Origin of the sequence: Polaribacter sp. P097, from assembly GCF_036864555.1 — a bacterium.
Classification (GTDB): Bacteria; Bacteroidota; Bacteroidia; order Flavobacteriales; family Flavobacteriaceae; genus Polaribacter.
This window is the reverse complement of sequence record NZ_JAZETJ010000001.1, coordinates 1,450,818-1,464,361: the sequence shown is the minus strand read 5'-3', so window position 1 is coordinate 1,464,361 and position 13,544 is coordinate 1,450,818. Positions and strand designations below refer to the sequence as shown.

Genomic DNA, 13,544 nt, shown 5'->3' with positions numbered 1-13,544 from the left:
TGCATTGAGATTTTTTTTTAAATCACAATTAATACTAACGCAATAGCAAATAAAGAAACTTGTAAAATTGTACCTGTTTGACTTTGGAATTTATTATGATGATTTTCTATAATCGTTTTCATTTTAGACAAAGTAGCTCTTTTAGTTTCAGAAATATTTTCTCTTATTTCTTGTTTATAAGCCGAAGTTAAAATTCCTCTTTCTGGTAATGTTGATGATATGGTTTTCATGATTATTATAAATTTGATTACATACTTAAGACGAAAACACATTTGTTTTGTTACAGCACAATCTTTAAGAGAAAACCCTTAAAACCGAAAATCTTTAGGGTTTATGGTTTACGACAATTAGAAAAAAACTTTAAAATAATTTAGAAATTTGCGTAAAATAAAAAAACCATCAACAATTAAGTTGATGGCTCTTTTAGCGAAAGTCGGGGATAATATAAAATTAGTTTAACACTAATTTTTTACTATTATATGTTCTATAATCGTTAGATATTTTAATAAAATATAAGCCTGCGCTTAAACCATTTCTATTAATATCTACACTATTATTACCTGTTGTTGTTTCTAAGGTTAACTTTTTAACTAGAATACCAGCCATATTATAAATCTCTATTGCAGTCTCTGCATTTACCTCTGAATAGAATCTTATTTGAGAAACTGTTTTCATAGGATTAGGGAATAATAAAGTCTCATTTTCATCAATGATTACATTTTCTGTGCTTAACGCATTCTGTGTAAATTGAATATCACTTAAATTCATTTGCTTATTCATAACCTCTACTCCATCAGAAGACATTGTGAATACAATATTTGTAGCATCTGTTAAATCGATGTTTTGATTTAAGTTTGACACAAAGTGTGCTAAAGGAATTGCGAAGTGCGTATTTTCATCTGTAAGCTTAATGGTAGTTCTAAATTGATCTTCCCATTGAGCAATACCTTCTTTTACAATTGTAATTTCTAAATCTCCTGTACCTTCTGCATTTAATTCTAACACATCAAACTCAGACAAATCAATCGATTTAAATCTTGGTGTAAATGCTCTGTAAGCTGCAACATAAGTACTTGTGTTAGCTTCTAAGGCAATATTTCTTTCTACTCTATATCCATTTCCAGAATAAACTTCATCATTTTGTGAAATATCAAAGCTCTCTATTGTTGTTCCTGTAGATGAATCATCTACTCCCCAAGGACCATCTGACATAAATAAATCATCTGGAGTTTCATTGGTATCGTTTTCAATTCTAAATCCAATATCAAATACGTTACCTGTGTTAATTACTAACGGATTTAGATAATCGCCACTTAAGGCTATAGTTTCATTCGAGTATTGTGTTGCCGAAGTTTCTGTTCTTTTAAAACCTGCATCGTATACAAAGCTTGAACTTTTATTAGCATTAACTATTTCTAATTCTAAGCTTCCATTTCTATACTTACCTTTCTTTACAAAAACTGGTGGTGGTGTAGAATTGTTGTACGTAGAAATGTTTCTTTTTACATTAAATAATTCTAAGGCCTCTTCACCTAAGGTTACTAAATCGTCTATTTGGTTTGTCCAAATCTGGAAGTTATAATACGTTTCATTTTCTGTATACTTATCTAAATTCCAGTGACTTTCAATTTCAAAATTAGTGGTATCTGAAGATAATTTACCAGAGAAACTTAGTACAAATTCTTTAGAACCATCGTTATTTTTAATAATCGATTTGATAAATTGTTGTTCTCTAATTTCTATAGTTGATACAGAAATTAATTCTGCTCCTAAAAGACGATCACAAATAAACTTGGTATGTTCATAAACACCATCTTCTGTTTTTGTAGCTAAAATTACAGCTATGGTTTTATCATCTCTAATATAATCTACAGAAAATAATTCTGTTGCATTAGTCATTTCAATTAAATCTGATGGCGATGATTCTACAGCATAAGTATCTGTTAAAACATCCATAGGAATTAAATCAATTAAATTAATGTCTGCATTTTTAGAAGCTGCTGTTTTGTACGATTTAGATTTTACTAATTTCTTAGCACTAAACTTATCGAACTTATAGTTGTTTTTACTTCTTAGGTAATTTCTTTTATTAATTAAGGTAGATAATCTATCGTTACTTTCTAAACCACCATTGTTACCAGAAGAAACTGGAGGTGTAATTACAGGGCATTCTGCAACACCTGAACAAGAAGGGTCATCACAGTCTGTTAAACCATCACCATCATCATCTAAACCGTTTTTACAATCTTCTTGTGGTACTGGAGCTGTAGGACATCTTGCACCATCATTTAAACTACTTGATGGCCCAAATGCGAATAAGTTAGAATCTAAAGTAGAACCAACTTCTAAATTTTGTACATCTTGAATAACATAAACTGTACCTGTTTGATTTGCAGAAACGTAAAACCTACCTTCAACATCAAAATATACAGCACCAAAAGTATAGTTTAAACCATCTAAAACTGGCACAGTACCCAAGTTTAAAGCATCTCCTGTATCAGGATCTATTCTGTATAAATTGTTTGTTTTCTTTTCAACAGTATACAATAAACCATCTACAGCATTAAAAGCCCAGTCATGTATATTTAAGTTTGAAGAAAGTGTAAATGTAGAAAGAAATTGACCATAAGTATCAGAATCTGGATTTAAATCTACTCTATAAGCTGTGCTTCCTCCTGGTTTTAAATGATAAATCCCTGTAGAACTAACATCACCAACATATCTATTAGCTGTTGGTAATTCAGGTATATAAAATGTTTCTGTTTGAAAGTTTTTACCAATTTTTACAATTGATTTTGCTGGCGAACTTAATGAACCCCAGATGTAACCATCTGCAGGGTTATAACCTACAGCATTTACGCTTCCAGGTGTTACGTCCTTTTTAACTAAGTAAGAACTACCTGAAGCTAAATCTATAGCATACACATCATTTGCTTGAAATAAATATGCATTGTAGTCACAATAAAAAGGTTCTTGTTGAGCATTTACCATTAAACCCATAAACAGGAATAAAAGTGTAAATTTTAATTTGGTCGAAAATTGTAATGTTGGGTTCATGGCTTGTTATTTGCTTCAAAAATAGGGATTTACCAAGTAATAACAAATCCACCAAAGGTTTATGGCAATTAAGTGTCGACGAACTGTAAATAAATTGAGTTTAACCGATTTTAATAAATGAATAAAACAAAAAAATCACACCTTTTAGAGATGTGATTTTATAATCTTAAACTTTATGTAATTCTTAGTCTACATTATCATGCAAAAAAGAATTGTTAGATTTAAAATCGATACCATCTGTATCTTTTTTTAATGCCGTTTTTACTTTGCTAATAGTAGCATTTCTATCTAAATCTACTCCTTGTCTTTTGTATGCTGGCTGACGCTCTATTTCATCTATATTTTTATTTAAGTTCTCATTAAAATTATAGTTGAATTTCTTCATGCTTTTGCGTCTTTCTTCTGCTCTTTTCTGTAACTCATTAATGGTTAAATCTAAAGGAGAAACTTCTTCGCTTAAAGTATCTATTTCATTAATTATAGACTGTGGAGTGGTTGTTTTTAATTCAAACTGAATTTCTTCTTCCTCCTCAACTTTACGCTCTATAATTTGAGAACTTTTACCAATGGTTGGTTCAGAATCAAAATCTTCTAAAACATATCTAGTTTCTTTTTTGGCAACAATTTCAGTAGCTCCAAAAACCTCAATTTCGTTTACATTAACCTCTTTTTCATTGGTTAAACTAAACTTAATTTCTTCGTCTTTTGTAATTTCTGTATAGTCGTTTAAAGGAATATCAAACAAAGAATTAGAAGTCATAGTAGGTGCTTGTTGTGCAACTGGCTCTTCTACTTTGGTTGTATCTGTTATAATAAAATCATCTTCAGAAATAGTATCTGGTTCTACACTTTCGTAAGAAACTGGCATGCTTGCAATAATTTCATTGGTTTTTACCAAATCCATTTTTGGCTGAGCATTATCTTCTTCTAAATCATCGCTTAATGTATGAACGATTTTAGTGTTAGATTCTTGCTGATTTGTAATTGGTGTTTCTAAACTTGGTTGTCTAGAAATTGTTTTCTCTTCGAAGTTATAGGTAGCCTTTTGTTCTTCTTCTAAAGTATGTATGATTTTTTTAACCTCTGTATTGGTAATATTACTTTGTTGATCTGCTGCAAAACCTGTTGCAACAATAGTAACAGAAATAGCTTCACCTAATTCTTCATCTTCTCCTATACCCATAATAATGTTAGCATCATAACCTGCTTCATCTTGAATATAATCGTTTATTTCACCTATTTCATCTAAAGTAACTTCGCTTGTTCCAGAAACAATTAACAACAATACATTTTTAGCTCCTGTAATTTTATTATCATTTAATAAAGGCGAATCTAAGGCTTTAATAATAGCATTTTTTGCTCTTGTTTGCCCTTCTTCTTTTGCAGAACCCATGATTGCAGTTCCACTATTAGAAAGAACGGTTTTAGCATCATGTAAATCAATATTTTGTTTATAGTGATGTGTAATTACTTCTGCAATACCTTTTGAAGCTGTAGACAATACCTCATCTGCTTTAGAGAAACCAGCTTTAAAACCTAAATTACCATAAACTTCTCTTAGTTTGTTATTATTGATAACAATTAAAGAGTCTACATTTTGACGTAGTTGATCTATACCTAATTGCGCTTGTTTTGTTCTTCTTTTACCTTCAAAAGCAAAAGGCATAGTAACAATACCTACAGTAAGTATGTCCATATCTTTTGCAATCTTAGCAATAATTGGTGCAGCTCCAGTTCCTGTTCCTCCACCCATTCCTGCAGTGATAAATACCATTTTAGTTTGGTTATTTAACATTTGCTGAATTTCTTGCATACTTTCTTTAGCTGCCTGCTCTCCAATTTCTGGATTCGCACCTGCTCCTAAACCAGAGGTAAGTGTAGCTCCTAACTGTATTTTATTTGGTATAGGACTATTTTCTAAAGCTTGTGCATCTGTGTTACAGATTACAAAATCTACCCCATTTATATGTTGCTGAAACATGTGGTTTACAGCATTGCTTCCACCACCACCAACACCAATTACTTTAATGGTGTTTGATTGTGTTTTAGGCATTACAAATTCAATGTTTTCAAAATCTAAGCTCATACTAACTTTATATTTTTGTGTTCTTGTGTATTGTTCTTTTTTGGTGTCTTTAATGCTAACTACTCAGCATTATCTAAAAAATCTTTCAGTCCTTCTGTAAATTTCTCGAAGAACGATTTCTTTTTTGGTGTTGGTTTTGGTGCTGGTTCAGGTTCATTGATTACTTCATCTTCTGTATTTTCTATAATTTCTTCTAGAACCTCTTCTACTTCTTCTACTTTAATATCTTTTTCTAAGCCTTCCATTAACAACCCAACTGCAGTTGCATAAGAAGGGCTAGATAATGCTTCATCAGATTCCCCAGCCAAATGTTCATTTGGATATCCGATTCTAGCATCCATACCAGTAATGTATTCTACCAATTGACGTAAATGTTTTAACTGAGAACCACCTCCTGTTAAAACAATACCTGCAATTAGTTTTCCTTTGGCAGTTTCATGCCCATAATTTTTAATTTCTAAATACACATGCTCAATAATTTCTTGCACTCTTGCATGTATAATTTTAGATAAGTTTTTAAGCGTAATTTCTTTAGGTTCTCTACCTCTTAAACCAGGAATCGAAACAATTTCAGTTTCTTTATTTTCACCTGGCCAAGCAGAACCAAATTTAATCTTCAACAATTCAGCTTGTTTTTCTATAATCGAGCATCCTTCTTTAATATCATCTGTAATTACGTTACCTCCAAAAGGAATTACTGCTGTGTGTCTAATGATTCCGTCTTTAAAAATGGCCAAATCAGTTGTTCCACCACCAATATCAATCAAAGCAACACCTGCCTCTTTCTCTTCTTGACTTAATACTGCTTGTGCAGAAGCTAATGGTTCTAAAGTAATTTCATTTAGGTCTAAACCAGCACTTTTTACACATCTACCAATATTTCTGATTGATGATACTTGCCCAACTACTACATGAAAATTGGCTTCAAGTCGCCCACCATACATTCCAATTGGCTCTTTAATATCCGCTTGAGAATCTACTTTAAATTCTTGTGGTAAAACATGAATTATTTCTTCTCCTGGCAACATTACCAATTTGTGAACTTGATTTACCAAATCTTCTATATCAGCCTCGTCAATAACTTCATCTGCATTGTTTCTAGTGATGTAATCACTATGATGTAAACTTCTAATATGTTGCCCAGCAATACCTACTACTACATCTTCTATTTTTACACCAGATACACTTTCTGCTTCATCTACAGCTTGCTGAATAGATTGTATTGTTTGTGTAATATTACTTACTACACCACGTTTTACACCTAAACTTTTTGCCTTACCAATACCAACTACCTCAATTTTACCATATTCGTTTTTACGACCAATCATGGCAACAATTTTGGTTGTACCAATATCTAAACCAACAGCTATTTTATTGTCTTCCATTTTAGTTTATTTAGTGCACACAACTTGGTTGTGATATTTTACATTAATTGTTTTATAATTTTGAATTGTTTTGTCTTCAAATGTTTTATTATAAAACGCTTTTAATTTTTTAAATTTTACATCCATTTCAGATAAATTTCCAAAATCGATTTTGTAATCTCCACTTCTAACAGAAAATTGATATTCATTTTCGGCAGATTTTACAATTCCAACGACTTCTTTATGCAAAAAATCATCGCCTTCAATTTTTAAAATTAAAGGTAAAATTTCTACAATTTCATCATCATTTTTAACTCCAGAAACTAGCAAAACTCTAGATGAATAATTAATTGACAAAGGCATTTTTACTCCTTGTTTATCAACATAATAAACCTCATCATCATTTAAAATTCTAGCTACAGGCTCTCGCTGTTTTACTACAGATTTTAGTCTACCATCTATGGTTAAAAAAACATCTGCTTTTTCAACATATGGATTTTTTGATAGATTATTTTCTAGAACATATAAATCTATCACAGATTTTGCTTGGTTTTGTATACTTTCTGTATTTTGTATTAACAATTTATTAACCATTGAATAGGTAAGAAAATTATTCTCGCCTTTATCAAATTCTATAATTGGCTCACCTATTTTTACAACATTATTTCTCTTACCAGAAAAGCTATACAAAAAAGCCAAACTAGCTGTAAGTACTACAAAAAAGAGGTATTTCAATACTCTTTTAAACTTCATTTTCCTGTAAATTTAAAAGTTGATCTGTAACCTCATTTATTAGAACACCAATATCACCTGCACCTAACATTGCAACTATTTTTGCTGATGATTGTTTAATATCTTTTATAATATTTTTCTTTTCTGCTATTTTTTTCTGCTTGCTACTAATTTTACTCAGCAACCATTCTGAAGTGACATTTGGAATTGGTTCTTCTCTTGCTGGATAGATATCTAGCAAAATAACCTCATCAAATTTAGAAAGTGCTAATGCAAAATCATCTACAAAATCTTTAGTTCTAGAAAACAAATGTGGCTGAAAAATGGCCAAAACTTTTTCGTTCGGATACATTTCTCTAATAGAACTTTCTACTGCATTAATTTCTGTTGGATGATGAGCATAATCATCTATTAGAACTAAATCTTTGGTTTTTACCTTATAAGAAAACCTACGTTTTACGCCCTTAAAACTAGCCAATTGAACCTTAATTTTTTCTAAAGAAACACCATAAACATCTGCCATTGCTAATGCTGCTAATGCATTCATTACATTATGTTTACCAGGCAAGTGCAGTTCTATATTTTGTATAGAACTAGTAGGAGTTTGCACATCAAAAACATAAGTACCCTCTTTAATCTTTAGATTGTATGCTTTATAATCTGCAGGTTCATCTACAGCATAAGTTAAGCCCTCTAAAGGCAAACCTTTTGCCACAATTAAGGTGTCTGATACTTTCTGAGAAAAGACTACAAAAGATTCCTCTAAAGAAGATGCCTCTCCATAAATATCTAAATGATCTGCATCCATAGAGGTAACACAAGCAATATTAGGACTTAGTTGTAAAAAAGACCTATCAAACTCATCTGCTTCAACTACTGTTATTTTATCTTCTCCTAGAATTAAATTTGAATTGTAGTTTTCTGCTACACCTCCTAAAAATGAAGTGGCTTTTTCAAGTTGCATTATATGCCCCAACATGCTAGATGTAGTTGTTTTACCATGTGTACCTGAAGCTGCTAAGCAAAAAGTAGACTTAGTAATTTCACCCAAAATTTCAGCTCTTTTAAGAAGGGTAAAATTATTATTCTTAAAATAATTTAATTCTTCAGAATTTTTTGGAATTGCAGGTGTGTATATGACTAATGTTGATTTTTTATCTAAATAAGCAATAGGAATATTTTGAATTTTGTCTTCAAAATGAATCGATATACCTGCTTGCTCTAAACCTGCAGTTATTTGAGAAGGTGTTTTATCATAACCTGCAACATTTTTATTTTGAGCAGTAAAATATCTTGCAATGGCACTCATGCCAATACCTCCAATACCCACAAAATAAACGTTATGTTTTTGTTCTAAATTCACCTCTTTAATAATTTTTCTACTTCATTAGCAATATTTCTTGTTGCACCTAGCAGGGCTAACTCGTTAATGTTTTCAGATAATTGCTGCTGCTTACCTTCATCTTTTAATAACGTTTCAAATACAATTTTAAATGTGTCTAATTCACTTTCTTTTAAAAGTATCGCTCCATGCCTGTCAACTATAAATTTGGCATTTTTGGTTTGATGATCTTCTGCCACATTTGGAGAAGGAATAAAAATAACTGGTTTACCTACAATACATAATTCAGATACAGAACTTGCACCAGCTCTAGAGATAATAATATCTGAAGCTGCATAAGCTAAATCCATTTTGTTTATAAATTGATGAACTTGAACGTGCTTCAATTCATTATGCTTTTTATACTCATCAAAATATAACTTTCCACATTGCCAAATAACTTGAACATTTTGTTCTTCTAAAAACGTTAAATTGGTTTCTACTAGTTGATTTATTTTACGTGCTCCTAAACTTCCTCCTAAAATCAAAATTGTTTTCTTCTTTTTATCTAATTGAAAAAAGTCTGTGGCTTCCTCTTTTTTAGTATGAATACTTAATAGATCTTGACGAACAGGATTACCTGTTTTTACAATTTTATTTGCCGGAAAAAATCGATTTAAATCATCGTAAGCAACACAAATTTTATTGGCACGTCTTCCTAACAACTTGTTTGTTATGCCAGGAAAAGAGTTCTGTTCTTGAATTAATGTTGGTATGTCTCTTCTGTTTGCCATTATTAAAGTTGGCCCACTAGCAAACCCACCTGTACCAATTGCAATATCTGGATTAAATTTTCTTATAATTCTTCTTGCCTTCCATAAACTATCTAACATTTTAAAAGGGAAACCAAGGTTTTTAGCCAGCTGTTTTCTTTGTATTCCAGAAATCCATAAGCCCTCTATTTTGTAGCCTGCTTGAGGCACTTTTTCCATCTCCATCTTATCTTTTGCACCAACAAATAGAAAATTAGCATCTGGAAAACGCCATTTTAATTCATTTGCAATTGCAATTGCAGGATAGATATGACCACCTGTTCCTCCTCCAGAAATAAGTATGTTATATGGTTTCATGCAAAATATCTAAAGGGTTATCATCTAATATATCTTCTTCTGTTTCTTGTTTAGATGCACTTACACTAAGTATCATACCTAGCGCAAAACATGTCATCCAAATAGATGTACCTCCACTACTTATTAAGGGCAGGGTTTGACCTGTTACTGGGAATAAATTTGTGGCAACTGCCATATTAATAATCGCCTGAAAAATGATGGGACAACCCACACCAATTACTAGCAAAGTACCAAATATGGTTGTTGTTTTTCTTATGACTACAAAAATTCTAAAAAGCAATAAAAAATAGATCAAAGCTATAATTACACCACCTACCAAACCATATTCTTCAATAATTATTGCAAAAATAAAATCGGAAGAAGATTGAGGTAAAAAGTTTTTTTGAACACTTTTACCAGGGCCAACTCCTATTGGACCTCCTGTTGCAATTGCAATCTTTGCTTTTTCTACTTGATAAGCTTCCTTATTATCACCATCAGAAAAATTTTCTATTCTACTTTGCCAAGTTTGCACTCTATTTGGCATTGCATCTGGAAAAGCTTTCGCTACCAAAACAAAAAAAGCCAGCATAAAAATACCCACACCAACTATTAAACCTAAATATTTTAAAGGATAACCTCCAATAAATGTGACCATTAAAATCATCACAAAAATAATAGCTGTAGTCGAAAAGTTTGCTGGTAAAATGAGCATTAAAATAGCGCCAACAGGCAACCATAATTGCAATAAACTTTCTTTAAAATTAATTGGCCTTTCCTTATTTTTAGCTAGATATCTTGCTACATAAACCATTAGCACTAAACCTGCCAATGTTGATGTTTGAAAACCTATACCCACAAAAGGAATACGTATCCATCTACTAGCATTGGCACCACCAATTGTTGTGCCTTGCATCATTGTGAAAATTAGTAAAACAAAAACTATAGGCAACATTAAAACTGAGCCCCCTGAAAAATATCGATATGGGATTTTATGAACTCCGTAAATAATACCAAAGCCCATAATTAATAAAACCATATGTTTTACCAAATATCCTAAAGTAGAACCAGAACCAACCACATAAACCAGGTTTGTGCTTGCGCTATAAACTGGCATAAATGAGAATATTGCCAAAATAGCCACTATAGCCCAAATGGTTTTATCTCCTTTTATATGATTAAAAACTGTTTTCAAACTTTACGATTTCTATAGATTTCTAACTGCTTTTTTAAATTGACGACCTCTATCTTCATAATTTTGAAAAAGGTCGAAACTTGCACATGCAGGAGATAACAAAACTGCATCTCCTCTTTCTGCCAATTTATGTGAAACCTTAACTGCTTCTTCTGCACCTGCAGTTTCTACAATAGTTTCAATTACGTTACCAAAAGTGTTTTTTATTTTTTCATTATCAATACCCAAACAAACTATAGCCTTCACTTTTTCTCTAACTAAAGGCAATAAATCTGTGTAATCATTTCCTTTATCTACACCACCAACAATCCAAATTGTTTGCTGATCCATGCATTCTAACGCATAAAAAGTAGCGTTTACATTTGTTGCTTTAGAATCGTTTATGTAATGAACATCTTTAATTTTTGCTACATTTTCTAAACGATGTTCTGCGCCTTCAAAGTTGGATAAACTTTCTTTAATAGCGTCTTTTCTAACCTTAAGCAATTGCGCTGCCATTGTTGCTGCCATTGCATTTTTAGTATTGTGTTTCCCCTTTATTGATAATGATGATATTGGCATATAAAATTTATCTTTTTGTATGTTGATTGTTATGTTATTGTCTTTTATAAATGCGCCATATTTCAATTCTTTCTCGATTGAAAATGGCAGTAATTTTGCTTTTGTTTTATTCTCTTTTAACCAACCTGTAATTACGTCATCATCTGCATCGTAAATTAAAAAATCGGTTTCTTCTTGGTTCTTTGTTATCCTAAATTTTGAGTTGATATAATTTTGAAAATCATAATCATATCTATCTAAATGATCTGGAGTAATATTGGTTAAAATGGCAATATGTGGTCTAAAATTTGTAATGCCATCTAATTGAAAACTACTTATTTCTAACACATAATTTTTATAGTTTTTCTCTGCTACTTGTAGTGCAAAACTATCGCCAATATTACCAGCAGCACCCACATCTAAATTTGCATTTTTTAAAATATGATGCGTTAATAATGTTGTGGTTGTTTTACCATTAGAACCTGTTATACCCACAATAGTTGCCTTGGTAAAATTTGCTGCAAATTCTATTTCAGAAATTACTGGAATATTATTATCAACTAACTTCTTTACCAAAGGAACTGAATCTGGAATTCCAGGACTTTTCATTACAACATTTGCCTGTAAAATCTTAGACACTGTATGTTGATTTTCCTCAAAATCTATTTGATGATGTAAAAGAACTTTTTTGTAAGCTTTGGTAATTGCACCTTTATCAGAAACAAAAACTTTATAGCCTTTTTGCTTTGCTAAAATTGCAGTACCAACTCCACTCTCTCCCCCTCCAAGAATCACTAAAAACCCATTATCTCCTAAATAACTTAAGATTGATTTTTCTGTATTTTCTTGCTTTTTCATATTTATTTAAAAGTTGCTCATCCCTTCCCAAGGGAAAGTAAGGACAAGCACTTTTTTATCTTAATTTTAATGTTACGATTGTAAATACGGCTAATAGAATTCCTACAATCCAAAAACGTACTACAATTTTACTTTCGTGATAACTTAACTTTTGATAATGGTGATGTAAAGGAGACATTTTGAAAATTCGTCGTCCAACACCAAACTTTTTTCTAGTATACTTAAACCAAGAAACCTGCAGGATTACTGATAAATTCTCTACCACAAAAATTCCTGCTAAAATTGGCAACAGCAATTCTTTACGAATAGAAATAGCAATAACCGCAATAATTCCACCAATAGTTAAACTACCTGTATCTCCCATAAACACTTGAGCTGGATATGTATTGTACCATAAAAAACCAATTAAGGCTCCTGCAAAGGCTAGGATAAAAACAGTCATTTCACCTGAATTCGGAATGTACATGACATCTAAATAATCTGCGAAAATGATGTTACCAGAAACCCATGCAAAAACAGCAAGTGTGATTACAATTATTGCTGATGAACCTGCTGCTAAACCATCTATACCATCTGTTAAATTTGCACCATTAGAAATACCTGTTACAATAAAAACGGTAATAAAGATGAATACAATCCAACCATATTTTTCATAACCATCACCTAAAAAACTTAATGCTTTGGAGTATTCTAATTCGTTATCTTTAAAAAACGGCACTGTTGTTTTAGTAGATTTATGCGCTTCTCCAAAAACTTGCTTTTTACCATTTTCTTGAATGGTTTGCTGTGCAACTGGTAGTTGTTCTTTGATAGTTACACCCTCATTGAAGTACAACATGGAACCAACAATAAGCCCCAAACCAACCTGACCTAATACTTTAAACTTACCACTTAAACCAGCTTTGTCTTTTTTGAAAACTTTTATGTAATCGTCTAAAAAACCTATAAAGCCCATCCAAACTGTAGTAATAAGAAGAATGATGATGTAAATATTATCTAATTTGGCCAGTAAAATTGCAGGAATTAATGTGGCCAGAATTATAATAATTCCTCCCATTGTTGGTGTTCCTGATTTTTGCTTTTGCCCTTCTAAACCTAAATCTCTAACTGTTTCACCTACTTGTTGCTTACGTAGAAAATTTATAATACGCTTACCATAAATAGCAGAAATTAAAAGCGATAAAATAAATGCTGCAGCTGCTCTAAAGGTGATAAACTGAAATACACCTGCACCTGGAATGCTAAATTGAGTCTCTAAATATTGAAAAAAATAATACAGCAT

The 13,544-nt window shown here is 31.5% G+C and carries 10 protein-coding genes; all 10 read right to left on the bottom strand.

Annotation, left to right across the window (positions count from 1 at the left end; genetic code table 11):
* Nucleotides 1-17 precede the first annotated feature (17 nt).
* The gene (locus V7R38_RS06720) at nucleotides 18-230 is read right to left on the bottom strand and encodes a hypothetical protein (protein ID WP_334056899.1); all 213 of its coding nucleotides are present in this window, start codon (nucleotides 228-230) and stop codon (nucleotides 18-20) included.
* A gap of 220 nt (nucleotides 231-450) precedes the next feature.
* A complete protein-coding gene (locus tag V7R38_RS06715; RefSeq protein ID WP_334056897.1) occupies nucleotides 451-3,057 on the bottom strand; it encodes a T9SS type A sorting domain-containing protein in 2,607 nt (868 codons plus the stop codon).
* A 184-nt stretch (nucleotides 3,058-3,241) separates the two neighbouring features.
* Nucleotides 3,242-5,143: a cell division protein FtsZ gene (ftsZ, locus tag V7R38_RS06710; RefSeq protein ID WP_334056895.1), complete on the bottom strand. Its 1,902-nt coding sequence runs from the start codon at nucleotides 5,141-5,143 to the stop codon at nucleotides 3,242-3,244.
* Nucleotides 5,144-5,202: 59 nt separating this feature from the next.
* Nucleotides 5,203-6,528 carry a cell division protein FtsA gene (gene ftsA / locus V7R38_RS06705; RefSeq protein WP_015481046.1) on the bottom strand — a complete coding sequence of 442 codons (1,326 nt, stop codon included), beginning with the start codon at nucleotides 6,526-6,528 and terminating at the stop codon, nucleotides 5,203-5,205.
* Between the two features lie 6 nt (nucleotides 6,529-6,534).
* Nucleotides 6,535-7,260: a cell division protein FtsQ/DivIB gene (locus V7R38_RS06700; RefSeq protein ID WP_334056893.1), complete on the bottom strand. Its 726-nt coding sequence runs from the start codon at nucleotides 7,258-7,260 to the stop codon at nucleotides 6,535-6,537.
* Nucleotides 7,250-8,602, bottom strand: a complete 1,353-nt coding sequence (gene murC, locus V7R38_RS06695) for a UDP-N-acetylmuramate--L-alanine ligase (RefSeq protein WP_334056891.1) — start codon at nucleotides 8,600-8,602, stop codon at nucleotides 7,250-7,252. The genes V7R38_RS06700 and murC overlap by 11 nt, the downstream gene beginning before the upstream one ends.
* A complete protein-coding gene (murG, locus tag V7R38_RS06690; protein ID WP_334056889.1) occupies nucleotides 8,599-9,690 on the bottom strand; it encodes an undecaprenyldiphospho-muramoylpentapeptide beta-N-acetylglucosaminyltransferase in 1,092 nt (363 codons plus the stop codon). Before murG ends, murC begins: the two co-directional genes overlap by 4 nt.
* The gene (locus V7R38_RS06685; RefSeq protein ID WP_334056887.1) at nucleotides 9,677-10,864 is read right to left on the bottom strand and encodes an FtsW/RodA/SpoVE family cell cycle protein; all 1,188 of its coding nucleotides are present in this window, start codon (nucleotides 10,862-10,864) and stop codon (nucleotides 9,677-9,679) included. The genes murG and V7R38_RS06685 overlap by 14 nt, the downstream gene beginning before the upstream one ends.
* Before the next feature lie 12 nt (nucleotides 10,865-10,876).
* Nucleotides 10,877-12,262: a UDP-N-acetylmuramoyl-L-alanine--D-glutamate ligase gene (gene murD, locus V7R38_RS06680; protein ID WP_334056885.1), complete on the bottom strand. Its 1,386-nt coding sequence runs from the start codon at nucleotides 12,260-12,262 to the stop codon at nucleotides 10,877-10,879.
* Between the two features lie 55 nt (nucleotides 12,263-12,317).
* On the bottom strand, nucleotides 12,318-13,544 hold the full coding sequence (gene mraY, locus V7R38_RS06675) for a phospho-N-acetylmuramoyl-pentapeptide-transferase (protein ID WP_334056883.1): 1,227 nt from the start codon (nucleotides 13,542-13,544) through the stop codon (nucleotides 12,318-12,320).